The organism is Sphingopyxis sp. EG6 (genome assembly GCF_003609815.1).
Classification (GTDB): Bacteria; Pseudomonadota; Alphaproteobacteria; order Sphingomonadales; family Sphingomonadaceae; genus Sphingopyxis.
The window spans coordinates 3696724-3721779 of sequence record NZ_AP017603.1 but is presented as its reverse complement, the minus strand read 5'-3'; the positions used below and the strand labels follow the sequence as shown (position 1 = coordinate 3721779).

Sequence of the window (25056 nt, the reverse complement as noted above, 5' to 3'; positions counted from 1 at the left end):
GTCAGTCACCCCCGCAAATTATTGCACAGCGATGCTATTGGGGCCGCAGATGGATGCCGTCGGCCCGGCGAGAGATGCGGAGCTCGAACAGCTCGGCGATACGGTCGACGAACCTGTCCGTCTCGGTGAGCTGGAACCGACCCGCTGCAGTGAGGTTCGCAAGCTTCGGGTCGTCGAGGATGATCGGCCTCTTCGCATAACGATTGGCTTCGCGGATCAACTCGCCGAGCGGGATCGTGCGATATTCCACCCATCCGTCCGGCCAGTCGCGCGTATCGGCCGTCGGCGCAGTAACCACCCGCGGCGCGAAATCCTCTCCCGCGTAGAGGACGGGACGGTCGATCGTGAGCGGAACGCTCTCGCTCTGCTTATCCTTTGTATCGCGTGCCTGCACGCTGGCCGAGCCCGACCGCAGACGCAATTCGACCTGGGCATTCCCGTCCACCCCGACATCGATCGCCCCTTCGGCCGCGACGACATCGCCATTCCCGGCCTGGATCGTGAAGGGGCGCGGATCGGCCGCCACAATGAAGCGCGCGCGGCCCTGGCGCAGCAGGGCATGGCGTTCGCTCCGATCGATCGCCACCTCGACCCGGCTGTCGGTGTCGAGTGTCACCAGCGATCCGTCCGCCAGCGTGAAAAGCTGAATATCTCCATGCCCCGTCGCATAGGTCTCGGCCCGGGCGGGCGAAAAGAGCGACTGAAGCGGCGAGTCCGGGTGGAGCCCGACGGTCAGCGCGACCATGGCTGCCGCTGCTATCGCGGCGGTCGCCCATCTGCGCCCTGTGCGGCTGGACCCAGCAGGTTTAACCCGAGTCGCATGGTCGTTGACCGGGAAGGCGTGGATCGTGGCGCCCGGCGAACCGGCTCGCGCCTTACGACCGGGCCGGTAGAGGGCAGGGAAGGATTGCCCCAGAAACTGTTCGATGCGTTCGCGCTCGGCGGGCTTCATCGGTGCCACCAGCATCGCATTGGCGAACGCCTCGGCGTTGGCCTCGGACGTGTCGATCCAGGACCGGAATTCGGCGAGCAGCGCGTCCGATGGCATTTCCTTCAACCGGGAACACCAGGCTGCCGCTTCGAGATCGGTCGGCGACGGGGGCTCGCCGCCCGGCCATTCTTCGTCGCTCATCGATGATCCTTCACCGCCGCGGCGACGATCGCAATCGCACGCACCATATGATATTGCACTGTCGCCATGCTGATCCCGAGCTGTTCACTGATCTGACTATAGGTGAGTTCTTCGTCCCGGCTCATCACAAAGACCCGGCGCGTTTTCTCGGGCAGATCATTGACCGCCTGTTCGTAGATGCGCAACAGGTCGGCCGCTTCGAGATTTAGAGTTTGTTCCGGCGGCACGCTCAGATCGCGCTGCTCGTCGAGAGGAAAGATCACGATATTATTATCGCTCTCGCGTCGGCGCGCGCGGTCGATCAACAGGTTCCTGGCAATGCGCCTGACGAACGCCGCCGGATTGGCGAGACGCGATGCCTGCGCGCTGCCAGCCGCCCGTGCGAACACTTCCTGCACCAGATCGGGCGCGGTATCATGACCCGCACGGCGTCCCAGATAGCGCAGGAGCGACCTGCGTTCGGCGCGAAACGTCTCGTCCAGACTGGTTGCCGGGGTCTCTTCACAGGCAGGCTCGAGGACCTCGGCAGGGCAGTTATGCGCTCCCGATGAGACTGAAAAGGGAGGCCGATGACGGCGAAATGGCGGAGCGGACGACACGAGAACCTTCCCGGGGCAGCAGCGCATAATGGCCGGGAACCGGCCATTATACTTCCATCGCTGTGCCGCCGTCAGGCGATCCTGACGGATGCCCTTGTTCGGTACGGCCGCCTGTCCCTCGCGGACCGGCGTTCTTGATGCCTGGCGCGAATGAGGTGCGAACGATCGCCGGACCGTTCGCCTCGCGGCCCGAACATGGCGGGAACGAACCAAGAAGGCAAGCCAGAGGTACTTCGCCGAACAAAGCGTTTTTTCTCACACCCAGTTGCTCGACAAGCATCCGGTCGTCCGCGTCTTGCGCGCTGGCAATTTGGCGACACGTCTTCAATATACCACACAGCAGTGTTGGCTGCCGGCGGCGATGATTTCGGGCCGGGCCAACGCGGCTCGTGGTTTTGTTAGGCAGGCTGGCGCAACAAGTCATCGTCATGCCGCTGTGGCCTGCTGCCGGTTTGATGGACACCGAGATAAGTTCATTCAGGCTACCCCAGCTTCACGTTCGAAGTCGATAGGACTGAGGTAACCTAGGGTCGAGTGACGGCGGGTCGGGTTGTAGAAGCATTCGATATAATCGAACACGTCGGCCTTCGCCTGCGCCCTCGTGCGGTAGATTTTCTTCCCGATCCGCTCGGTCTTGAGCGAGGAGAAGAAGCTCTCCATGGCGGCATTATCCCATACATTGCCGGACCGGCTCATCGAGCAGGTGACCCCATTGTCGGCCATCAGCCGCTGGAACTGCTCGCTGGTATACTGGCTGCCCTGATCCGAGTGATGCAGCAGCGCGTCGGGTTTGCCACGCCGCCAGATCGCCATGATCAGCGCATCGGTGACGAGCTGGGCTGTCATGGTGGCGCTCATCGACCATCCGACTACCCGGCGCGAGAACAGGTCGATCACCGCCGCAACGTAGAGCCATCCTTCGGCCGTCCAGATATAGGTGAAGTCTGCGACCCACTTCTGGTTCGGCCTGTCGGCCGTGAACTGGCGATCCAGCACATTGCCGGCGATGACCGACCGTTCGCCATGATCCTTGGGAAGCCCGCGTCGCCGCGGCCTTGCTCGCAGAGCCTGCGCCCGCATCAGTCGTTCGATCCGGTGCAAGCCGCAGGATACCCCGTCGGCCAGCAGATCGTGCCAGACACGGCGCGCACCATAGGTGCGATAACTTCCTACATGGCTGGCACGGACCTTCGCACCGATCACCTCGTCGTCGCGGGCACGCTGCGACGGCGGGCGGATCAGCCAGGCATGGAAACCGCTTCGCGAGACACCGAGCGCCCCGCACATCCATGCCACCGGCCAGATCCCTCGGTGCTTCGCGATGAACTGGAACTTCATATCGAGTCCCTCGCGAAGTAGGCGGCGGCTTTTTTTAGGATGTCGCGCTCCGCCTTCAGCTTGGCCAGCTCGCGCCGCAGGCGATCGATCTCCATCTGCTCCGGCTTCATCTGACCGTGACCGGGAAAGGCATGACCCGGATCGGCGGCAAGCTCCCGGACCCATTTACGCAGCACGTTCGCATGCACATCCAGATCGCGCGACGCCTGGGCGATCGTCACCCCGCGTTCGCGGACCATCCTCACCGCCTCAAGCTTGAACTCGCGGCTGAACTTCCTTCTTTGCATTCTGGACCTCCGATAGGTGGAAACACCCTATCTCGGTGTCCACCAAACCGGCAGCAGGCCACTGGACGTCCGCGCGCCCGGTCAGGGTGCAAAAGCTATGCGATCGCTAAACGCGTCCGCTGCAAAAGAGAAAGAAGGCAAATGAAATGAGAATCTTTTGCGCGACAGCATTCCTCTTGGCTCTCGTTGCACCGGCAGCACCGCTAACTGCGGAGGACTATGCGCACTTCCCGACCTATGAAGCCAATGGCTGGGTCATTACGGACAGTGGCGAAGAGCGATGTCAGGCCGATTTCAGTCTCGATGGCAACACAGTACTGAGCTTTATGGGCCCCTATTTTCCCAAGCCCGGTGAGGCGGCCTCGGGCAGCATCATTCACTTGGCTGACCAGAGCCATTATGTTTTGCCAAAAGGCGACAGGCATGGTGAATTCCCTGTCGAACTCGTTGCGGGCACGGCGCGCTTCGCGGTTTCGGGCTTCGCAACCGACCTCGGCGGCTCGCTCGTTGTCGATTCCGGAAATATTCCGACCGTTATCGATCTGCTCGCCGCACTGCCCGACAGCGTCATCCTGACCGCGATGGTCGAGGGCAAGCAGGTTTATGCTATAGAACTCGCCGGCAATCACGGTGCGGCCGGGGCGCTCCGGGACTGCACGGCCTTCATCACCGCGCAAAAGCGGCCAGGAACGAAGAACGGCCCTAGGTTGGGACCGCCGAGCCCGCCAAAGATGATTGAGCCACCGCCCATATCTCTGCCCGAGCCGCGCCCCGAACCGTCGTTCGACGCACCGCCCATGGCTCCGCCCGAAGCAGGGCCGCCTAGCGCGTTGCCGCTTCCCAGATCACGCTAATAACCGCGAGCGGCCGCCTGGTCGCAGGTGTGCCCCGCCCTGCGCGGCGGTTGTATCCTGATCTGGCTGACCGTACCAGTTGAAGGGCGCGCTGGCTCAAGCCGGTATATTGGGAGTAGACAGATCGCGCAGCCTCCATCGAACGAGTTCCCTATCAACCACTCGCCGTTCTTGTGTATGAAGAAGAATGGGTATTGAACGATGACCGAGTTTACTTTTGATGCAGCGACGTTCGTGGCCCATGGTCATGAGCTGGATCCAGGCGAATACAGCGATGAAATGCGGAAGGAGATCGCAGCCTTGCGCAAGTTCTATCCAGAGCTGTCCCATTGGGGGGATTTAGCTTTTGGCAGTGCGTTTGGCGATATGTCTCAAGATGTTTTGAGCGTTGGTTGGGCAAACTGGCTATTCGATGAACGTCACGATTTTTTCTTAGATTATTGTTGCTGGCGTCAGACACGGGGCGTTTGGGATGGCGGAATGAGTGAGGAACTGCAGAAGGCGAGGGAATGGCGGTCCGATCGTGAAGGCTCCTCAAGTACTTGAGCGTCACCACTCCTCGCAAAGAGCGGCTATCAGCACCCCGCAGCAGCTTCCCGCAAGGCGGCCTCCAGGACACGGTCAGGTGTGCCGCACCCGCAACCAGCGACAAATGAGGGGCGGGACGGCCTTGCGGCCGTCGGGCTCTATCGCCGCGTTGCGGCGACCGGGCCGCGCGCGTCCCGGCCCGGAAGGGTTACGATCCCTCCCGCGCGACGTCCAGCTCGAGGGCGGCGAGACGTTCGGTGCAGATCATGTGGACGATGGCGCCCAGTTCCTCGACGCGTGCGGCGAGCCATTCGAGTTGCTCAGCGCTGATGCGGTAATGCTTCGAGTAGCGCGCCTTCACATAGGCTTCCTTGAGCTTCTCCCACGCGATCTGGTCGAAGCGCCGGTCATGCGGCCAGACATCGATCAGCCGACGATCGAGCCGCTCGGCCTGCGTCCGGAGGAAGCCGAGATTGTGAACATGCGGCGTGTAGAAGGTCACCACCAGCAGAACGCAGTGATAAAGCGTTTCCGTGGTCTGATGCAGCTCGAACGCCGTTTCCTTCAGATGGCCTTTCTCGATCCCAAATTTTACGAAGTCATATTTGCGCATCGCTCCGGGGAACCATTCCTCGAAATATTCCCTCGCCATCTCCAGCGCCGCCTCGGGCGTCTTGGGCTTGGCGACATGCAGTTCGCTGTCGTCGAACTGATAGAGCGCGATGCCGTCACGCCGCACGTCCATGAAGAAATAGCGGCCATGGGCAAGGCCGTCATTCACCTCTTGCAGCGTATGGACGATGAAGTTCACCGGCGTGCGCAGCGTGTGCGTGATCGCCAGTTCGCGATTGAGCCGGTCTTCTACCTTCAGCCAGTAATCGACGCGATCGGTCAGGCGCTTGTCGTTGACGATGATCAAAATGTCGAAATCGGACTGGTAGCCCTTGGCGGTATAAGGTTCGTCCACCCAGTCGCCGCGCGCATGACTGCCGTAGAGGATGATCTTCTCGATCCGGCCCTTCTTCTTCCACTGATGCTTCGCAAGCGCCAGCGCGTCGTCGAACTCCTCGAAGATGATCTGCACGACGCGCTCGAGTTCGCGCCTCTTGTTGGCAGGGAGATGTTCAAGCTCGGTTCGCATCATTGACAGCCTAACAGCACAGGGCGCGCTTTGCACCCATGAAACACGCACTATGCCTCAAAAATTGAATCGCGACATGAGTGGCAATTTATGGCATATCAACGCCATTGGGCAACGATTGGCTTCGACACGCACGGAGCGTAGGATTTAAGAGGTACGCGATGACGGTTCAGGTCACGATCACGCCGAACGGCCGGATGAGCTTGCCTGCCGATATCCGAAAACGCTTGGGCCTTGCAGGCGGCGGCTCGCTGCTCGTCGAGGAGACGGCTGACGGCGTGATCCTGCGAACCGTTGCCCAGTCGATCGCGCATGCGCAGGCGCTCGCGAAAAAATATACCGCCGGGAAGCCCGAGGCGTCGGTTGATGCGTTCCTTGCGGGCCGCCGCGAGGACTCGGGCGAATGAGCGAAGCCGTTCTCGATGCGTCGGCGCTGCTGGCATTGCTGAAGGAAGAAGCCGGAGCCGGAAAGGTGGCCGATGCGATCGCCGCATCGCGGATGACCTCGGTCAACTATGCCGAGGTGGTGAGCCATTTCATCTATGCGGGCATGCCTGCAAGTGAAGTCGACGCCATGCTGCATCCCTTGCCGATGACCATTGTCGAGGCGGACCAGGCTCTCGCAACCATCGCCGGAAGGCTGAGAGCCGTGACGGCCGAGGCGGGCTTGTCCCTCGGCGACCGATTCTGCTTGGCGCTCGCGCTGCGCGACGGTCTGCCCGCGCTCACGGCGGACAAGAGGTGGCGGATGATCGCGGACGCCGCTGGCGTGACCGTGCAGGTCATTCGGTAACCTGCATTTCTCGAGCGCCAGCGATACGTCTATGCGCTCTATTCACCGCATTGTCTGCGGTGAATAGAGCCGCCAATCGCCGCATTCGCGGTCCGCACGGGGAGCGGCCTACAAAGCTGCCACTCGTCCCAAACCACGCCCTTATCGGCCTCTGAACCGTCTGAAGCGTTCCTTCGCATCGGCCTCCTCGACCGCCAGATTTGCGTTCTCGCATTCCTGCCCGCGCGTCGATCCGTCACGGCAGCCAGCGACGATTTCGCGCGCCTCGTCCAGATACTCCGCGAAATACTGCGTGCTTCGTGGCTCGGCTTTGCCGCAGCCCGCCAACCCTTGGGCGGCGGCAAGCACAACCAAAATCACTTTCTTCATCGTTACGATCTCCCTCGTCAGATATGTTGCGTAGGCGATCTACACGGCTGCCGTCATTCATCCGGAAAGTCTGCAGATCGCGCGGCATGTACGAGCTCGGCTGCTGCCGCATGACGGCGGCCATGATAATGCTCGACCGCTTGCGCAAGCTGGTTCCGATCACCCTCGCGGGCCAGCAATTCGAGCTGTTCCAGTTCGGCAACGGCATCGCCGAGCACCACCTCCTCATGGCGCCGGTATGCCCCCAGCCGCGCCGCCACGTTGGCGATTGTCCAGTCGAGCTCGCGATTGCGCGCCACACCGGCAATCGACGCGAACAGCAGTGCTGTCCGCTCACCAACGCCATCATGGCCTTGCGGGATCGTTACACCCATCGCTTCCGCTTCCGATGACCGGAGGGCGATCGCGACCAATCCGTGATGCCAGTCGATAAGCCCTCGCAGTTCGGTCTCATCCAGCAGCGGCACCTGATAGCCCGCGCCCGGCGAGGCATGCACCAGTCGTTCGCCGGCAAGTCGGTTCAGGCTGTCGCGCACCGGGGTCACGCTGACGCCCAGTTCCGCGGCGAGCCGGGCAGCTTCGATCCGATGGCCCGACGGCCAGGCGCCGGTGAGGATCCTGCGCCTCAGCGTGTCGTACGTCGGCTCGAGGACAAAGGCCGGGCTCAAGGTGCCAGCTCCCGAGGCGGATCGCTGAACTGCGCGATCATCGCTTCCTGATCGGGTCTGAGCGCATCGATCGCACCGATATGCTCCGGCACCGTCTCGCCCAGCAGGATCGAGGGGCACTGTCCCTCATAATTGCCGAGATTGGGCCGATGCTGCACATATCCAGCGAGTGCCGCCAGCTCCGGCGGAAAGCCTCGGGCAATCTGCGGCGGGTAGGCAAGCCATTGGTTCTCATAGGGCTTGAGCCAGCCGAGGCTATATCCGATCACAACACCGCGCCGTACATCCGCGGTTCGATTGGCGCCGGCGCCATGCGCCGTGGAGCCCAAGAAGCAGATCGCCGAACCAGCGCCGCATTCGGCCGCGATGGGCTCGCCCGGATCCGCGCGCGCCATGCCATCCGCTCCGTGGCTCCCCGGATAGATAAGCGTCGCGCCATTTTCGCAGGTGAAGGGCGAAAGCGGCCAGATCACATTGACCAGATATTCGTAAGTCCCTTTCTCGCCCTGCCACATGTCATGATCGCGGTGTGGAAACTGGCGCACCTCTCCAGGATGGATCTCGATCGCCTGGGCGACGTTGAGCTGAATCCTGTCGCAGGCGGCCCCCAGTACCTCCTGGACCATCGCCAGGATCGTCGGTTGAAGGACGAGTGCGCTGGCATGGACCGAACGCTTGAGCAGGCCGCCGATCCGCTTCGTTCTTTCGCCGTAGAAGCGCCCTTTGCAGAAGGGGGTAGCGGCAAAGACGGGATCGAGATCGGCTTCGAGACCTGCAATGATCCGGGCGGGCAGCGCATCGGGAATGATGCAATAGCCTTCGCTGAGCAACTGCGCAGTCCAGTGACTGCCGACAGACCGGCTGAATGTGGCCGCGTTCATTGCCCCTGTCCTCCGATCCGATGGGCCGCCAAAGTCAGTCCTGGTTGCTCGTAAACACCGGTCGCCTTCAGCCCGGCGACCGTTTCTTCATCGATCTCGATGCGAAGCGCGGTCAGCCAGCGTCCGTCGCACTGGACCGGCTGACCAAGCCCTTCGCAAGCCCAGCCGAACTGCCGGACCTGCTCGAACCAGTGCCGTTCAGCCACCCCGGTATAGGCACTGATACCGGTCGCCAGGGCATACTCCGCCAGCGCGGTGACGAGCTGGTTGCGCGCGCTCCGCCGCTCCTCCGCCTTCTGGTGTCGGTCGAGGCAGAAGCGAGTGATCTCCCGAATGGTCGGCCCGGTCGGCACCGGCCCGGCACAGAGGAATGGATAGAGGTCGCCGAGCAGATGGGGCCTGTCGGTCCGCAGCAATCTCGCCGAAGCGCGGTGCTTGATGCCCTTCTCAAGCAAGATGAGATATTCCGCCTGCGTGTCGAACTGATCGACTTCGAAGCGATCGGCGAGGACCGGAAGATCCCACTTCAGAAGATCGACGAAGACCTCCTTGCGCGCCCGGAACATTGCCCGCAGCGCGCCGTCCTCGCTGACGTCGATCTCTCCCCCTATACTCTCTGGCATGATCGTTTCTCCGCTGGTTGAACCCAGCGCGAGAGAACATCGCGGCTTAAGAACCGCCTATACCAAGAAATGGGGAGGGCCGCGGTCGAAGGCCTGAGAATCGATCTTTAGCGTCGAGCCAACCAGCGGAAAATGTCGGCGAAGCTGATAAGGCCGTCGTACAAGGCGCAAAGGATCAGCGACGCACGCTTGTGCGTGTCATAGCGTTCGCGAGCATCTTTGAGGTGCTGGATCACCGTGCCCCGGCTGATGCCAAGAATTCGTGAGATTTCCCAATCGGTCTTTCCTCGCGCGGCCCACAGCACACAATCGCGCTGCCGATCTGTCAGTCTGGCGGGTTCGGTTTGGCCCCTCCATCCAGAAATGCGTCGCGCATTGGAAATTGCCATTGCGCCAAGCATCTCGGCTACGATCAGCATGGCCTCGGGGATTGACGACCCGGTGCCGGTCACGAATGTGCATGACGCGGTGACATCGCCGGGAAGGTGCCGCGGAACGGTGAACCCGTCGGCAAGGCCATTGCGCCGGCCAGTTTCGAAAGTGGTTTCCTCGATCTCGGTCATCGGGATCAGGTCGCGCATGTTACGCCACCTGAAGCCCAATATGCTGCGTTCAGCCGCGCGGCGCACGGGATCTGTCGCCGCCAGATTGAGACTTATATATACATCGGCCCAGCTCGCCGGATAATCATGGACCAACACGGATGCACCGCTATCACTGCTGCTTCCGGTCTCCAGTGCCAATGCAAAATGATCGAAGCCCATGTCACGGGTCGCCCGCGCCAGCGATTCATGCAGGTCGTCTATGGAAGGCGCAGTCAGTATCGAATCTCCAAGTAACTCTACCAAATTAAGTCTCATAGTGCCCCGTCACGACCGCGCGCGCGTTCCCAACCCGCAGCGCGCGGATCGCCTTTCGACTGGTGGACACCAGATTTCTTGTCTCACGCCGTACCTGATGTCCTGCTGGAAAATCCCTTTGATTTGAATTGGCGCTTGTCTGGATCTCGGCGGGTGCACATAGACTTCATATCGGCGACTTAAGCGGCCAATCCCGGCCTCGCTTGACCGCATCGAGAATGCGCCGCGTGTCCGTATAGAGCGCCTGGGGGTCAGGCGCCCGCAGGAGCACGGTGACGATGGTCTCTCCGTTGGGTGCCTGCGACACCAGCGCGAGGTTGTAGCAGCCCGGTAGCAGCGTCCCCGTTTTCCCGCCAAGCACGTCATAGTCGTTCACGACCTTGATCGTTGAGACAATCTTCTGATTTCGGAGCTTCTGGCCCTTCACGCGCATGACGTGGGTGGGTTTCCCCCAGCAACTTGTGATCGCCGGCACCTTCATTGCGGCCAGCATGAGCTTTGCCATATCGGCAGCGCTCGTCATCTGCCCGCGCGCGGGCACACCGCTGGGATTCTTGAACAGCGTGCGGTCCATTCCAACTGAACTGGCCTTTGCGTTCATCTCGGCAACGAAGCGTGCCCGGGGGCCGCCCGTAGAAAGGCCGTCGGCATCCAGCAGCAATTGCCCGAATGTTCGCGCAACCGCATTCGCGGTGATGTTGGACGACGGAAGCATGAGATTGGCAAAGGCATCGCCGTAGTTGATCCGCTCCCCCGGCTCCACGTTACGGCCCGATCCGCCAACGATATCCGCCTCCTCAATGGCCAGATAGTCGGTCGAGGAATGCCCAAATCGTTCTATCAGCCCGTGGAGGAGAAGCGCCGTCATCAATTTGACGAGCGAAGCAGGCGGCAGTCGCCGGTTCGGCGATTTTTCGAACAGCACCTCGCCAATTTCTCCATCTCCCACCTTCAGGCAGATGGCGCTTTGCGCTTCGATCGCGGGTGGGCTGTAGAGCCGGAAGGGGCGCGGTGCCGCAGGCTGCTGGTCCTGGAAAAGAATTTGCCGGTCCAGCCGGCCCAGTTGGATTCGTATGTTCCGCGCCGTCTCCCCCCGAGCGATTAATGCGGCAGCCAGCCGCGCATGTCCGGTCAGTACATGATGGGCGGGAGCGGGGGCATGTGCGAAGATATGTTGCACCTCGCGCCCGGCTTCGCGCAGCGCGCGAACATAGCGCAATTGAAGGCTGAAGGAGACGGCCTGGTCCTCGGGGTCCGAAATCACGTAAATGGCGGGGGCTGGGTCGCTCGGAATCCGCTCTATATCTTCGATCGGATCGTAGAGTCTTCGCGCGTCGCGCAGGAAGCGTCCGGGAATATCGCGTTGGAACTCCCAATGCGCGGCCGCCTGTCTGACGGAAAGCAGCGAAGAGGAAAGGACGACAGCAGCAATATCCCGCCGGCGCCCGAGCAATGCCGCCACGATTCCTCCGCCTCCCGATTGACCGGCAAGAATGAAGGCGCCGATACCGAACCGGCTCTTGAGGGCATCCAGCGCCCGGTCGATCAAGGCGATCTCGCGGGCTTCCCGTCGCAAGTGATGATTGCCAGAGGATCCATAAATGCCGGGACGCGCCAGAAACAGAGCCGGCGCATTGGCCTGATGCGACCAGTCGGCCATCGCCTCTTGGAGCTGGGCGGGGGTTTGTGACTGATAGGAGGGAGCGATGTGACGCACGCCATTGCTGGCCGTAAAAAGAAGATCGCCACCCAGAAAGACGAGTAGCTGAGGATTCTCACCGTCCTTCAGGCCATGGCCATAGTAACGAATGCACTCTCCCTGGCCATCGACCTCGACCCATAGGCTGTCAGGAACCCGTGCACAGAGCTCTGGCGTTGCCGTCGTTCCATGGAGCGCCTCTTCTGCCGGGAACGGTGTATTACCTATCGTGATGGAGAGCGGGGTCGGGCGGAGCCTGTCGAATGGACCGAGCGTCTCGAGATCGGCGTCGAGAGTGCTCTTGATCCTCGGCCATCCCAGAAGACGATAGGAATATTTGATGCAGGTCCATTTGACGATGCGCCAGCATCTGCTGAGCGAGATGGGGACGGTTCTTATCAAAATGCCCAAAGCCGGCTCCTGCCCTCAACTCACGTCCCGGATACCGGATCAACGATCCGGCCCCGGGCCACGTCGACGCCGACATGAGAAACATGCTCGCGAGGCTGACTGCACCTGATCACTCCCGAGGCACAGCGGCGCAGCTGCACGATGGACGCAGAGATTGTCACACTGCCCCGGTGCGCGCGTTTGCCGTCAAATGGGCGACGAGCTTGCCAAGCCCGGTTCCATGTGAACTCTTCACCAGGACGACGTCGTCATCCTTCAACCAATAGGGAATGTCCTGGATGAGCGCCTGCACATCGGGAAAGGCGCAGCCCTTGAAATCCGGCAGCACGCGCTTCGCGAGTGGCTGCATGAGCGGGCCACAGAACAATACCCGATCAGGTGCAATGGCACGGATATCCGCTTCGAGCTCGAGGTGCATTTGCTGCGCGCCGGGCCCCAGCTCGAGCATATCGCCGAGCACCAGCACGCGTGTTTCCGCCAGAACGTCCTTGGCATCCCGCATCACCTTGAGCGCTGCCCGCATCGAGGCGGGATTGGCGTTAAAGGCCTCGTCCCAGATTTCGATCGACTTGCCTTCATAGAGGAGCTGGCTGCGCCTGCCTCGCCCTGGCAGCGCCTCGAAACTCTCTAGTCGGGCCGCTGCCGGTTCGACCGGGCGTCCCATGGCAGCGATCGCCGCGAGCACCGCAAGCGCGTTCATTGCCATATGGCGCCCTGGCGCACCGAGCGCGAACGAGCAGATCGTGCCGAAAATCTCGGCATGGACGGTGGAGCGCTCGAGGCCGAGAAGCCGGGCGTCGTTTCCTTCGCCTTCGCCGAAACGCACGATACGCAAACCAGCATCGCGTGCGAGAGCTTCGAAGATGCCCGCCTCGTTCATGTCGCCATTGATGACGGCGATCGCGCCGGCGACCATGCCTTCATAGATGCGCGCCTTGAGACGGGCGATGTCGTCGGTCGAGCCGAAGCGGGAAGTATGCGCAGGGGCGATCGCAGTGACGATCGCGACGTCGGGCCGCACAAGTTGCGAACAAACCTCCATCTTTGTAATCGCCATCTCCTGGACCCAGAAATCAGCGGCTCGGTCCATCGAGGCGAGATTCCAGGCGATGCCATAGGGCGAGTTAGCCGAAGTCCGACTTCTGTCGGCCTTCCCCAGGCCCGAAAGCGCATGAGCGGCCATCGCGACAGTCGAGGTCTTGCCGACGCTGCCGGTCACTCCGATCATGCATCCCGGAAATTGCTCGCGCGCGGCGACGGCAAGCGCCGTCACGGCCTTGAATGTGTCAGCAATTTCCAGGATCGGAACGCCATAGCCGGTATAGGCCTCTGCCGCTTCGGTGATGATACCGGTCGATCTCGAATGAAGCTTGCCGATCACAGAAGGACCCAGTCCGTACTTGCCCGCCCGAGCAAGCAGCATCTGGCCTTCAGTGAATTGCGTCACGTCGGCGCAGACACCGGTCATTCTCCAGCCATCGTCGGGACGCACGACCCATCTTCCGCCTGCCACCACTTCCAATTCTGCAGAGGACCAGCCACAATTCGCTATATCTTCGACCACTTAATCCTCCTGCTTGGTCGCCGCGATCCATTCGCGCTATCGGGATCATTATTTCTCCGATGCCGACTGCCGGCTCGCTCAGCCTGTGGGCAGTCAGATGGCAGACGGCATTGGGGGGCCGGGCCGGGTCTCTCGTCAGCCAAGCCCAGGCCCTTTCAATCGACGTTGCGATTTATCCGCTTCGACGACATATAATATTTGTCGTCCAGTCTGTAATGATGAAGCGGTCTCGGCATGACATCAATCGGCTGAATGCGCAGCCACATGAAGGAATTCTGGCTACGATCGATATTTTCCGTTACGGGAATTGCTTGGATGCTGTGCGTCTGAACAAACTGCCTTAGCTTTTCAACTTCGCCGGGGGCGGTTCGTTGTAGCAACAATTCCGGAACCTGTCCGCGACTGAACATAGCCATGAGCTCCTGGAGCATCATGTACGACCCGAAAAGGGAAGGTGCAGAATCGATGAAGAAATTGGATACGCTCGCCATTTTCGGGAGATAGAAACCCAGAATCTCCAGCAAATTCGCCGGCCCATGCTTGAAGTCCGAGAAAACGAAATCGAGCTCGGCTTCCGGGGCAGGGTAAGGAGGGAATGACGTCTCTATGAAATTGACATGATCTTCCAAGCCGTGCCGGCGAACCATCGCATCAAAATACTCGGGGAAGGTCGGCTTCAGTTCGTCAGGGCGAAAGAGGCTGCTCTTCTTCTCGTCGAACACAAAGCCCCGATCGGCGACATGAACGGTCCCGCTTCCGTTTTCCCAGAGAGCACGAGCCATCCACAAAGCCGAAATGCCAAAACCCGTTCCCAGCTCCAACACGCGAGTGGGTTTGTGCATCTTAATGAGACAATATAGGAACATGCTCCTGGTTTCGGTGCCATAGTAAGGTCCGATTCTATCCGTCAGCTCTCTCAGATCCATTAGAGATTTATACTTGTCCATTATCTGTTTCCCATATTAAATTATTATAATGCCGTTGCGCTAAGGATATTTCTGATTTGACCGTTAGGGCCGCGAGGCGCTTTGCTGGGTACGATCTGCGAGCGACCGGACAGGGTCTCGACTGTGGCGCCTCGCCCTCTTCCGCCGGTTGCACATTGTGCGGCAGTTCTCAGACCGACGCCGGTCAGAACATGATGGAGAGGCGGCGGCGCTGCGTGCTCTGTCAGGCGCACGCGATGACCCCGCGCCTCGACGGCGTCCGCGAACTCCTTCTGAAAACGAAACGGCGTCAACCGGTCTTCCGGACTGCCGATGACGATAATCAAGCGGTTCTTGTCGGGGGCGATGCCACTTACATACGCCAGCGGGTCATAGGGGTTCCGAAGGCCCGTCTCATCGCGCCCCGGACGCGAGGGAAGTCCATTTTGCCTGCGCAGGAACTCGGCCCGCTCCACCAACGCGTAAGCCCCGGACGTCAGTACGGCACAGGAAATATCCGTACGGCCGAGCGTTAGGAGCGCAGCCGCCGCCGTTGCCCCGCCACTCTGCCCGACGAGTACGAAGCGACCAATGCGATGGCGCTTGCGGATCGCGTCCAGCGCTCCATTCAGGGCCAGAAATTCTGCCGCCTGCCGCCTATGAAAATGATTGCCGCTCGATCCATATGTTCCCGGCCTTGCGACAATGATCACCGGCAACCCGAACCTGGTTGATAGACGGGCGGCATAGGCGCGCTGGGCGCGAACCGTATTGTTCGGGATCATGGAAGGGTCGCGGCGCGCCCTCGACGTTCGATCGCCATAGAAGACGATCATGGCGAGGGGCGCGCTATCAAGATCGCCCGCTGCAAAATAGCGAATGCAATCGCGCCCTCCGCGATACCGACTCCAGACGGCAGTATCGCCTGCCGGGCATTCAGCTTGCTCGGCAGGAACATTCCAGCGCAGCGGTTCCGTCTCCGATGGCGCCGCCATCGAACCGCTCGTGCCGAAAGTGAGAGCCAGCAATGTGGCGGGAAGCCATCGCCGGAAGCGGATCCTCAGCATGCCAGCCACTCTCGCGCGTCTTGCATGGGGGCGCTCTTGTCCGATGCTACCGAGGACACGACGCATCTTCTGCGATCCACCGAACGAGTTCGGCGAAGGACATGCCTGCCCTTGCGGCGATATCCGGGACAAGCGAAGTTGGCGTCATGCCGGGTTGGTTGTTGATTTCGAGCCAGATGATCTCACCGCCACCGACCGCCCGGTCATCGTAGCGGAAGTCCGATCGGCTGACGCCGCGGCACCCGATCTCGCGGTGCGCCGTGAGCGCCAAATCCTTTATCCGCGCAGCGATGTCATCGGGAATTCTCGCCGGCACGACATGCTCTGACCCGCCGGGGGCATATTTGGAATCGTGGTCGTAGAAGGCATGCCCGGCAGTGATGATCTCACACACATCCAGGGCCTTGTCGCCGATGACGGCGCAGGTGAGTTCCCTTCCGGGAACATAGCGTTCGACCATGACGCTATCCCCGAATCCCCAATCCTCAGCGCCGAAAATCCGTGTCGGCTGTTCGCCCGTGTCCCGCACGATGATCACGCCGAAGCTCGATCCCTCGTTGACAGGTTTCACCACATAGGGCGGCGCCATAGGGTGGGCGTTCCCGATCGATCGGCGATCAACGATGAGGGATTCGGCGACCGGCACGCCTGCGAGCGCGACGATCTTCTTGGCCTTCTCCTTGTTCATAGCCAGCGCGGAGGCGAGGACGCCCGAATGAGTGTAGGCGATGCCCAGATATTCGAGGATGCCCTGAATGGTGCCGTCCTCGCCGAAAGGACCGTGAAGTGCATTGAAAGCGACGTCGGGCTTCAACTTGGCAAGAACCTCGGCGATGTCATACCCAACATCGACAAAGCTCACCTGATAGCCTTCCGCATCGAGCGCAGCGGCACAGCCTTCACCAGAAGCGAGAGAGATTTCCCGTTCCGTTGAAAAGCCTCCAGCAAGCACGGCAATATGCTTGCTTGTCATTGCAATTCTCGCATCATGGCCAAACCGATGCCCAAAGCAGCGGAACCAAATTCTTCAATCATTTCACCGTCGTTCCCATTTTCTCTTCGCGATGCCCCGTCGAACCCGGCCCGTCGTGACAAAGCTCCTCAACAATTTGCATTGATCGCGCCACGCCATCAGTAGACTTGTCGAATTCGAGCGAACTGCGTGAAGGCTGGCAGCATTCATGAATCGGCAGCGATCAGATAGATCATGAGCCCAATCGCGATGATGTGGAGGGCGATCAGGATCAGAAGCAGAGAGCGCATCCAGCGCGTCGCTGACGTAAATGTTCGCTGATAGGCGTTTGCTTCTCCGCGGAAGATCGATAGGCCGCTGTCCATGCTCCGCAGGTGGAGGCGCGCGTCCTTCCGAAACTCGAAAAATTCCTGCAACAGGTCCTCGCGGAAACGCTCATCACTTGCGGGGATGGCGCGATACTCAGCGGGATCGCGCGCGATCATCGATACGTTCCGCGTCCGCGTCGTGCGGTAGCACATAGCTGGATCAGGCTCGGGATCGCATTGCGCCGCATATAATAACCGCGCCCACGTTCCCGGTTGATGCCGCCCTTTATCCCGAGATCGTGGAGCGCCGTGCGTGCCTCGCTGGTATAGACTTTCAGCGTCGGCATCGAACAGCCAATGAGCGCGCAAAGCTCAGTATCTGGGATGACCTCGCCGCCCGTCTGCGCCAAGGCATGAACGATACGCGCAGGCCCTCTTCTGGGCAGCCCGAATACGTCACCGATTTCCTCGATGCTTGGGCCATCGCTCTGGACGTCGGCGCGAACCTCGCCAGACGCCATACTCGCGACTGCTTGAGCGTGATCGGCAATCAGATGGCTCAGGGAACCGACTGCCTTCTCCAAGCGCTCGACGGCTTCCAGAAAGCTCTGAGTAGTATCGTGCCGCCCTCGCCTGGCTCTCGTCACAGACTGACGCCGGAAGCGGCTGCTATTTGGTGTCGACATGGTCATTCACACTAGACAGGCCAACATGCATTGGCTGTTCCAAGGAAAAGGGCAGATTTGCTGAAGCACGCGGTGGCGCACGAGCTTGGCCGATCGATGTCAGAGCTGGATAGCGGGCTCTGAAAGCATGCCCTGCTTCAGCCCGTCACCACATCCCATCAGAAGATGAACCCGGCTCGACTGGCCTTTGCTTCTGTTGATGGCACGATGATTGACGTCAACGCGGACCAACCACGCCGAGCCGTCCGCCGGGAGATGGACGGACTCGATTTCGCCATCCTCCCTTCGCCATTCGAAGAGGCTGTCCGGATTGGTGACGATGGGGATGTGAAGGCGCCAGGTTTCCTTGGCCGCGTCGGTGTGGAAGGGCATTTCGTCGCCTTCCGCTTCGAGCTGCATCAGACGCGCACGATAGGGCGCCACACCCATTTCTTTCAGGCGTTGGATGACTTCCAGCAGATACCCCGAACAGATTTTTGTCGGCGTCACGCCGCGAACGCTCTTTACGCTCGCTGATATTCGCTTGATGCCGTCTTCGAGACTGCCGTCACGGCTCAGAACCGCCCAACCATAATATTTAACGTTATTGTCCTTGTATAATATTGGGTCGACACTGGTCACCTCTTCAAGAAAATGCTTCTTGAGCCGGTCCACATCCGCCGAAAATCCATTGAGCTTGGCGAATATATAATTCTCTGACTTCATGACGAAACCTCCTCCTTTTCGATTTGACTGGTTTTCCCGGCAATCTTGCTGCGGTACGCCACGATTCCGGACAGGTAGTGCTCCACATCGTCGATGCGGACACGGAAGGCGTGGTGGCGGATGAAGAAGCTGCCGACGATGCGCTGGGGATTCGCGTAGAACATGGCCAGCTCGGGCCAGAAATAGCCGTTCAGAAGGTAGCGCGCGCGGAAGTGGAGCGCGCGGTGGAACTTCGGCAGATCGACCTCATCAAGCAGGTGGCGCATGTCCGGCATCTCACCGATGCGTTCCAGCATCGCCTGGGCAGCCATCATGAGCTCGAGCAGGGTCGGGAAGGTCGTGATCCGGTTCAGGACGAAATCGAGATAGTCCTGCACATTCTGGATGCCGAAGCGGAAGTAGCGTTCCTCCGGACGATAGCGGGTGAGCTCATTGACGCAGTAGCTCAGCCAATGGTCGTTGTGCTTCCAATGCTCCTTCGCGATGAAATGCTCGAAGGCCTTCACCACCGTTTCCAGCCAGCGCTCGTCGCGCGTCAGGCTGTAGAGGCGCATCAATCCGAAGGCGGCCTCGCCTTCATAATAGATGGTGCGGAACGCTTCCTTGAGCGTGAGATCCGGATAGTTCAGCACATGGACGAAGGAGCCATCCCGGCTGCGCTGCATATACTGGACACCCAGGGCGAGCTTTTCGAGCATCGGAAGATGATCAGTGCATCCCGTCACCACGGCATGCCGGGTGAAGGCGAGGATCGCCACCGCATTGGCGCCGAGCTTGATCTCATTGCCGACGTCGACGAGAAACGCCGCTTCGGTGCCGTCGGGTAGAGCTATTGTGCGGATCGCCTCCCGGCGGAGCCAGGCGAGCGCGCGTTCGATCGCGGCCCATAACGCCTCATCCTTCGTTACCTCCCAGGCCTCGATCATCGCATAGGTGGTGCTGGCGTGCCGGAGACCGTTATAGGCTTGGATTTCCCGGTCAAAGCAGGGGTGCCAGCCATAGATGAAACAGCCATCCTCCCCGACCTGTCCGGCCAGAAAAGTGCTGCTGCTTTCGATCAGCGCTGAAAGAACATCCTCGTCCAACGGTTCGATGATGCGGCGGCCTGCAGACCTGCCCGGACCGGCAATCTCATGCACCGCATGGGACTTATCCTTGTCGATGAAGAAGCCGCGGGATGAAAACATCCATACGGGCGTTTCGTCACCAAAATCCACGCTCGCAAGCCCATGGCGACGCCGGGCATAGCGCACGAAGTTCTTCTCATTGACGACGCAATGCGAATATTTGGGGCCGCCGTAGAACATGGCGTTGGCGTTGATTTCGGTTTCCAGAAAAGCGTGGCGGCAATTGGGATCGAGCGAAATGCCCTGCCGGCAATAATTGCGCTTCACCTGGGTAAGCTGCCGTTTCAGCGTTCCCCAGTCATTCTGGCGCATCTCGTCGACGATATCGATGCGCAACCAGCGAATGGCGTCCGGATTCCTTGCCGCGACCTTGCGCAGCCGCGCGGTTCCCCGGCGCCAGGCATCGGCTAGCGTCTGCCCCCGGAATGTCTCGACCCGCGCGCGGGTGTGGCTGTCGGTATAGGAGAAGAAGAGGATATATTCCGACCCGGCCTCTCCCACGGGGACGGCAACGTCCTGCAGGCGGAGGAAGATCGGGTCGAGCAGAACGGAAATCACATCATCGGTCATGTGGAACTCATTGAAATCATCGCGACGGGCGGCTTCCGCGCCGGAGCGGAGGGCTGCGCGGCTCATCGTTCGCGCAGCGCCTCGCGGGCGCGGTTCAGAGGCTTGAGGAGGTAGTCGAGCACCGTCTTGCTGCCGGTGTGCACGTCGACCGTCGCGACCATCCCGGGAACGATCGGGAAGCGCTTGCCGTCCTTGTTGACGAGCGCGTTGGTCCGGGTGCGAACGAAGACACGGTAATAATATTCGTCGCGCTTCACCTCGTCCTGGATCGTGTCGGGCGAGATGCTCGACACCGCTCCTTCGAGGCCGCCGTAGATCGCATAATCATAGGCGGTGATCTTGACCGTCGCCCGCTGCCCGGGGTGAATGAAGGCAATGTCACGGGGCGACATCCGCGCTTCGATCAGCAACTGATCGTCAAGCGGAATGATTTCCATGATCTGTCCGCCCGGCGGAATGACGCCGCCCACGGTGGACACTTCGATATTCTTGACGATTCCACGGACCGGTGAACGAAGGATGAGACGCGAAAGGGAATCGGTGCGTCCTTTGACGGTTGCCGAAAGCGTCTCGATTTCGGCATTGGCCTTCGCGAGCTCTTCGCGCGCGGCGACCATATATTGCGATTGGAGGTCGGCCCGCCGAAGCTCGAGGTCCGCCACCTTCTGCCGCAGGCGCAGCACCTCGACATTGCTGGCCGCGCCCACGGAGATCAGCGATTCGCTGATGTTGAGTTCGGAGCGGGTCTGCTTCAGCGCTTCCTGAAGCCAGCGCAGCGACTGGGCGAGGCTGTCCCGCCGGCTATGATAGAGCCGGGTTTCCGATGCGATCAGATCGGAATAGCCGTTCAGTTCCTTCGGGAAGTTCAGCGATGCGCCGTTCACCTCTGCGGCTAGCCGCGCGGCACTTGCCAGCGCCGCGCGATATTTGGCGGCCGTTTCATCGACATTGGATTCGGTCAGGGTCGGATCGAGGCGCGCCAATATCTGGCCCGGCCCGACGATATCGTCCTGACGAACCTTGAGGTCGGCGAGGATCCCGCCTTCGAGCGACTGGATGACCTGCTCCCGCATGGTCGGCACGACGCGTCCGGTTCCCGTCGACACCTCGTCCAGATCGGCCAGCCAGGCCCAAAGCAGGAAGGCTACAAACCCCGCAAAGACGATCAGCACCACCCGGCTCGACCGGGTCAGGCCAACGTCATCATCTTCGCCGAACACATGGCCGGCGTCCTCACCGGCCAGTTCGGCTTTCCGCTCTTTGACAATGCCGAACCGGATCGCGAGCGCACGCCAGCCGTTTTCCTTGTTAGTCGTCATGGCTTGGCTTTCGTTACCGAGGATGCTGGTGCGGCTTTCCGAGGTGCTGCGCTTGCCCCCTTCATCACCTGTTCGCGCGGGCCGTCCCGCAGGATGGTGCCGCCATCGATCACGATCACGCGGTCGACGAGATCGAGCACCCGGGTTCGGTGGGTCGCGACCACCAGGGTCCGCCCCCGGCACCATTCGCCGAACTGTGCGATGAATTGGCGCTCCGTCGCCTCGTCCATCGCGGCGGTCGGCTCATCGAGCAGCACGATCGATGGATTGCGGATGATCAGCCGCGCGAGGAGCAAGGCCTGCTTCTGTCCGCCTGACAGGCCATTGCCGCCTTCGAGAATCACCTGGTCCAGCCCCTTGGGCAGGCGGCGGATGAAGCTTTCCGCCCCGACCATGGTGAGGGCCTGCAACATTTCCTCGCCGGAGGCCTGCGGCGCTCCCATCAGGATGTTGTCGCGGATCGTGCCGTGGAACAGCCGCGCATTCTGGGTCAGCATCCCGACGTCGCGACGAACGTCGGCCGGGTCGATATGGGCCAGCGCAACGTCATCCAGCAAAACCTCGCCCACCGCGGGTTCGAGCAGGCCGGAGAGCGCTTGGATCAGCGTCGATTTTCCGGCGCCGTTACGTCCCAGCAGCGCGACCTTCTCGCCCTGTCCGATACGCAGCTTGTCAATCGCGAGCGCCACCGGCGACTTCTCGTCGCCATAACGGAACATGGCGGTGTTGAGCTGGTAGTCGCCCCGTATCGCGGGCTTGTGGATCCGGCTTTCCCGCTCTGGGTGATCGACCGGCAATTTCATGATGTTGTTGAGGCTGTTCACCCCGACGCGCGCCTGCTGGTAGCGGCTCATCACCTGCGTGACCCGCCCCATCGGCGACATCATGCGCGATCCCAGCATCGACAGGCCGACCAGCGTGCCGGTGGTGATGTCGCCGCCCATCACGAAAGGCGCACCGAAAAACACGGTCGAAGCGTAGACGCCGCCCTGCACCTTTGCGGTCCAGGTCGTCAGATTGTTCGTCACATGCCGCAGCTTGAGCTGCGCTTCGCCGGTGACGGCGTTGTAGTGGTTCCACTGACGCTGAAACCGCTCCTCCGCCTGGAGCATCTTGATGTCCTCGATGCCCTGCACCGTCTCGACGAGCAGCGCATTGCGCAGCGAGGACTCCCGCATCGCTTCCTGTGCACAGGCGCGCAGCTTCCTCTGCGCGAGCAGCCCGGGAATGATGAGCAGGATGAGGGCGCCTATGGGCACCAGCACGAGTACGCCGCCGAGATACCAGAAAACGACGAGGAAGATCAGGAAGAAGGGGATATCCGCGAGCGCCCCGACGGTGGTCGAGGTCAGCATTTCGCGGACCTGCTCCAGCTCCCGCAATTGGGAGATGAAGGATCCCGTCGAGGTCGGGCGCGCCCGGTTACGAACTCTCAGCGCATGACCGAAGACCTTGTCGGACAGACGGATATCCGCCCGTTTTCCGAGCTTGTCGATGATGCTGATGCGCGCGCGCCGCAAGATGAAGTCCAGCGCGATCGCGAGCAAGACCCCGCCGAAGAGGATATAGAGCGTCGGATAGGAGCCCGACGGCACCACCCGGTCATAGACCTGCATCGAGAAGATGATGCTCGCCAGCGTCAATATGTTCGCCACCAGCGAGGCCAGCATCACATGGCCGTAGGGGCGTAGGTCGCGCAGCACGATCTTGCGCAGCCAATGGCCGTCGAACGGCTCGATATAGGCGTCCACCCGCGCGTCGGGGGCCTGGCGCATTGGTCGAAGGATGACGACGCGGCGCAGGCCATCCGTCATTTCGGCGACAGACAGTGTCGTCTCCAGCCCGTCGTCACCGACGAGCGCGCACTGCGCTCCGCCTTCACCGTCGAGTGCGCGCACCACGGCGAGCTGCCCGCTGCGTAGTTCCGCCACGAGCGGCAACCGCCAGCCCGACGCGGTCAGGTCGAACGCCTGTGGATCTTCGAAGCGAACTCTCAGCCCCAATTGCCGGGCCAGATTGTGCAGCCGCTCCTGCTCGTCCTCGCTCTTGTCCCAGCGGCCCGACAAGGTCGCGGCCTGCGTCGACATCGGCAGTCCATAATAATCGGCGACGACGCGCAGCGCCGAAACCCAATTTTCGACGGGGAACGGGGTGGCCGCAGGTTCGGCCAGAGCGGTGACCGGCGCGATGTTTGGCCGGTTGTCATTCACATTGGTCATAGGATCACCCCCCGCACGACCGTGCCGGTCAGCGCGTAGGCGTCGCGGAGCGCGCCGCTGGAGTAGAGGCACTCGACGCCCAGGCGGCGCATATCGTGCTCCGCATTCACTTCGTCGAAGCGGGTCTGATGGAGTTCCTGCTGGGCATTGAGCAGATCCAGGAGGGTCCTGGTCCCCAGCTCGAAATATTGCAGGCGATAGAGCATGCCGGTTTCCTGCATGCTCGCGCGGCGCTGACCGATGGCTTCGATCCGCTCTTTCAGATTGCCGATCTGTTCCTGGCCCTCGGCCAGGGTACGGCGCGTCTCGAGGCGCGCCGCGGCGAGCGCTGCGTCCGCCGACTGCAGCGCGTGGAACGATGCCCGTTCACGCGCCTTCCGGGCTCCGCCCTGATAGAGGCTGCTCGAGACGGTGATGCCGATGGACACGTCATTCCGCTGCGAGAAGGGATCGCGCATGTCGGTGTCGACTTCGGCGCCCAAAGAAACGGTCGGAAGGCGGGCAGCGCGCGCGCCGCGATAGGCCGCCTGTGCTTCGTCTCGCTGCGCGAGCGATTGCATGATCGCGGGCACCTCGTCCCAGTTCGGATTGCCAACCTGACAGGCCCGGTTCAGCCAGACGGGAACATCGGGGGCGACATCGGCCGAGCCTTCCCGCCCGACGAGATAGCGCAGATTGCTCTGCCAGCGCTGGAGCTCGGCCGTGATTTGCAAAATGGTCGCGCGCGCGGAGTCGATGCGCGCAGTGGCTTGTGTGCCGTCGGAACGCGTGCTGGCGCCGCGCCGCACACGCAGTTGAACGAGGCGGTTGATCGCATTCAGGCTTTCCAGTTGTTCCTGAGCTACGGTCAGGAGCGCATGATATCGCTGGACCTCGATGACCGCGAAGGATGTGTTGCGGGCCAGCCCGTCTACAGCCAGCAGCAGTTCTGCGCGGCTGACTCTCTCGCCGGCCTTTGCACCATCGACCGAACTGCGGACCTTGCCAAAATCATAGAGCATCTGCGTGCCGGAGAGCGTCGCGCGCGGGCGCCAGCTCGTTCCGCCGACGACCGACAGGCTTGGACCGATACCGCCGCTGATCTGGGGATAATATCCTGCCTTGGCTTCCTCGATTTCCTGGCCGCTCGCCGACAATGCGGCGATGGCCCGATCAACTGAAGGATGCCATCCGACCGCGTCCTGCACGGCCGATTCCAATGTAAGCACCGCTTGCTGCGCAGCCCTGAGAGGCGCCACATCCTGGGCCTCTGCCGACGCCGGGATCACCGCGGCGACGCTCATGGAAAGCGCGATCCCGCCGGTGACGGTCAAGCGGATTGCGGGTTTGAACTTTGCCACCCGGCTATCCTCGATACTGCTTGTTCTTGGGAGAAAAGGAGTGCCGGGCCTCCGCCCGGCACTCCCAAA

The 25056-nt window shown here is 61.4% G+C and carries 25 protein-coding genes; 4 read left to right on the top strand and 21 right to left on the bottom strand.

What is annotated here, in order from left to right; genetic code table 11:
• Window positions 1-34: 34 nt before the first annotated feature.
• The 3 genes from SPYCW_RS17930 to SPYCW_RS17920 all read right to left on the bottom strand — a co-directional run bounded on the left by SPYCW_RS17930 (window position 35) and on the right by SPYCW_RS17920 (window position 3356).
• Entirely contained in the window at window positions 35-1132 is a 1098-nt protein-coding gene (locus SPYCW_RS17930; RefSeq protein WP_120217892.1) for a FecR family protein, read from the bottom strand.
• A complete protein-coding gene (locus SPYCW_RS19395; RefSeq protein WP_232014761.1) occupies window positions 1129-1944 on the bottom strand; it encodes an RNA polymerase sigma factor in 816 nt (271 codons plus the stop codon). Before SPYCW_RS19395 ends, SPYCW_RS17930 begins: the two co-directional genes overlap by 4 nt.
• Window positions 1945-2208: 264 nt before the next feature.
• Window positions 2209-3356 (bottom strand): IS3 family transposase gene (locus SPYCW_RS17920; protein WP_120217891.1). Its coding sequence is split into 2 segments (ribosomal slippage): window positions 2209-3098 and window positions 3098-3356, totalling 1149 coding nucleotides; the frame shifts between segments, so codons are not numbered across the junction.
• A gap of 146 nt (window positions 3357-3502) precedes the next feature.
• Between SPYCW_RS17920 and SPYCW_RS17915 the strand changes: the two genes are divergently transcribed.
• Together SPYCW_RS17915 and SPYCW_RS17910 are read left to right on the top strand one after the other, a co-directional pair.
• Window positions 3503-4210, top strand: coding sequence for a hypothetical protein (locus SPYCW_RS17915; protein ID WP_145986015.1), 708 nt, complete (start codon window positions 3503-3505; stop codon window positions 4208-4210).
• Between the two features lie 201 nt (window positions 4211-4411).
• On the top strand, window positions 4412-4756 hold the full coding sequence (locus tag SPYCW_RS17910) for a hypothetical protein (protein WP_120217889.1): 345 nt from the start codon (window positions 4412-4414) through the stop codon (window positions 4754-4756).
• A gap of 190 nt (window positions 4757-4946) precedes the next feature.
• On the opposite strand, the gene SPYCW_RS17905 is transcribed toward SPYCW_RS17910, so the two are convergent.
• Window positions 4947-5879 carry a nucleotidyltransferase and HEPN domain-containing protein gene (locus SPYCW_RS17905; RefSeq protein ID WP_120218389.1) on the bottom strand — a complete coding sequence of 311 codons (933 nt, stop codon included), beginning with the start codon at window positions 5877-5879 and terminating at the stop codon, window positions 4947-4949.
• A 161-nt stretch (window positions 5880-6040) separates the two neighbouring features.
• Here SPYCW_RS17905 and SPYCW_RS17900 point away from each other — a divergent pair, with 161 nt between their 5' ends.
• Window positions 6041-6286 (top strand): AbrB/MazE/SpoVT family DNA-binding domain-containing protein, encoded by a 246-nt coding sequence (locus SPYCW_RS17900; protein ID WP_120217888.1) that lies wholly within the window; start codon window positions 6041-6043, stop codon window positions 6284-6286.
• Complete coding sequence (locus SPYCW_RS17895; RefSeq protein ID WP_120217887.1) at window positions 6283-6672, top strand: PIN domain-containing protein; 390 nt, start codon at window positions 6283-6285, stop codon at window positions 6670-6672. The genes SPYCW_RS17900 and SPYCW_RS17895 overlap by 4 nt, the downstream gene beginning before the upstream one ends.
• A 141-nt stretch (window positions 6673-6813) precedes the next feature.
• Here SPYCW_RS17895 and SPYCW_RS17890 read toward each other — a convergent pair whose 3' ends face one another.
• The 17 genes from SPYCW_RS17890 to SPYCW_RS17810 form a co-directional block, all read right to left on the bottom strand.
• Complete coding sequence (locus SPYCW_RS17890; protein ID WP_120217886.1) at window positions 6814-7041, bottom strand: EexN family lipoprotein; 228 nt, start codon at window positions 7039-7041, stop codon at window positions 6814-6816.
• 53 nt (window positions 7042-7094) lie between these two features.
• Window positions 7095-7709 (bottom strand): GntR family transcriptional regulator, encoded by a 615-nt coding sequence (locus SPYCW_RS17885; RefSeq protein ID WP_120217885.1) that lies wholly within the window; start codon window positions 7707-7709, stop codon window positions 7095-7097.
• Window positions 7706-8590, bottom strand: coding sequence for a phytanoyl-CoA dioxygenase family protein (locus tag SPYCW_RS17880; RefSeq protein ID WP_120217884.1), 885 nt, complete (start codon window positions 8588-8590; stop codon window positions 7706-7708). The genes SPYCW_RS17885 and SPYCW_RS17880 overlap by 4 nt, the downstream gene beginning before the upstream one ends.
• A complete protein-coding gene (locus SPYCW_RS17875; protein ID WP_120217883.1) occupies window positions 8587-9213 on the bottom strand; it encodes an acyl-homoserine-lactone synthase in 627 nt (208 codons plus the stop codon). The genes SPYCW_RS17880 and SPYCW_RS17875 overlap by 4 nt, the downstream gene beginning before the upstream one ends.
• Before the next feature lie 107 nt (window positions 9214-9320).
• Window positions 9321-10061, bottom strand: coding sequence for a LuxR family transcriptional regulator (locus tag SPYCW_RS17870; protein ID WP_232014759.1), 741 nt, complete (start codon window positions 10059-10061; stop codon window positions 9321-9323).
• A gap of 178 nt (window positions 10062-10239) precedes the next feature.
• Complete coding sequence (locus SPYCW_RS19085; protein ID WP_172595548.1) at window positions 10240-12183, bottom strand: serine hydrolase; 1944 nt, start codon at window positions 12181-12183, stop codon at window positions 10240-10242.
• A 157-nt stretch (window positions 12184-12340) separates the two neighbouring features.
• A complete protein-coding gene (locus SPYCW_RS17860) occupies window positions 12341-13651 on the bottom strand; it encodes a UDP-N-acetylmuramoyl-tripeptide--D-alanyl-D-alanine ligase (protein ID WP_120217881.1) in 1311 nt (436 codons plus the stop codon).
• 251 nt (window positions 13652-13902) lie between these two features.
• Entirely contained in the window at window positions 13903-14694 is a 792-nt protein-coding gene (locus SPYCW_RS17855) for an O-methyltransferase (RefSeq protein ID WP_120217880.1), read from the bottom strand.
• A 23-nt stretch (window positions 14695-14717) separates the two neighbouring features.
• Entirely contained in the window at window positions 14718-15740 is a 1023-nt protein-coding gene (locus tag SPYCW_RS17850; protein ID WP_197715645.1) for a hypothetical protein, read from the bottom strand.
• A 46-nt stretch (window positions 15741-15786) separates the two neighbouring features.
• The gene (locus tag SPYCW_RS17845) at window positions 15787-16713 is read right to left on the bottom strand and encodes a D-alanine--D-alanine ligase (protein ID WP_120217879.1); all 927 of its coding nucleotides are present in this window, start codon (window positions 16711-16713) and stop codon (window positions 15787-15789) included.
• 206 nt (window positions 16714-16919) lie between these two features.
• Window positions 16920-17198 carry a hypothetical protein gene (locus tag SPYCW_RS17840; RefSeq protein ID WP_120217878.1) on the bottom strand — a complete coding sequence of 93 codons (279 nt, stop codon included), beginning with the start codon at window positions 17196-17198 and terminating at the stop codon, window positions 16920-16922.
• Window positions 17195-17605 (bottom strand): hypothetical protein, encoded by a 411-nt coding sequence (locus SPYCW_RS17835; RefSeq protein WP_145986014.1) that lies wholly within the window; start codon window positions 17603-17605, stop codon window positions 17195-17197. Before SPYCW_RS17835 ends, SPYCW_RS17840 begins: the two co-directional genes overlap by 4 nt.
• 201 nt (window positions 17606-17806) lie before the next feature.
• Window positions 17807-18412 carry an aspartyl/asparaginyl beta-hydroxylase domain-containing protein gene (locus SPYCW_RS17830; protein WP_120217876.1) on the bottom strand — a complete coding sequence of 202 codons (606 nt, stop codon included), beginning with the start codon at window positions 18410-18412 and terminating at the stop codon, window positions 17807-17809.
• Entirely contained in the window at window positions 18409-20175 is a 1767-nt protein-coding gene (locus SPYCW_RS17825; protein WP_145986013.1) for a hypothetical protein, read from the bottom strand. The genes SPYCW_RS17830 and SPYCW_RS17825 overlap by 4 nt, the downstream gene beginning before the upstream one ends.
• A complete protein-coding gene (locus SPYCW_RS17820; RefSeq protein WP_120217874.1) occupies window positions 20172-21428 on the bottom strand; it encodes an HlyD family type I secretion periplasmic adaptor subunit in 1257 nt (418 codons plus the stop codon). Before SPYCW_RS17820 ends, SPYCW_RS17825 begins: the two co-directional genes overlap by 4 nt.
• The gene (locus SPYCW_RS17815) at window positions 21425-23647 is read right to left on the bottom strand and encodes a type I secretion system permease/ATPase (RefSeq protein WP_120217873.1); all 2223 of its coding nucleotides are present in this window, start codon (window positions 23645-23647) and stop codon (window positions 21425-21427) included. Before SPYCW_RS17815 ends, SPYCW_RS17820 begins: the two co-directional genes overlap by 4 nt.
• The gene (locus SPYCW_RS17810) at window positions 23644-24987 is read right to left on the bottom strand and encodes a TolC family outer membrane protein (protein WP_172595547.1); all 1344 of its coding nucleotides are present in this window, start codon (window positions 24985-24987) and stop codon (window positions 23644-23646) included. The genes SPYCW_RS17815 and SPYCW_RS17810 overlap by 4 nt, the downstream gene beginning before the upstream one ends.
• Window positions 24988-25056 lie beyond the last annotated feature (69 nt).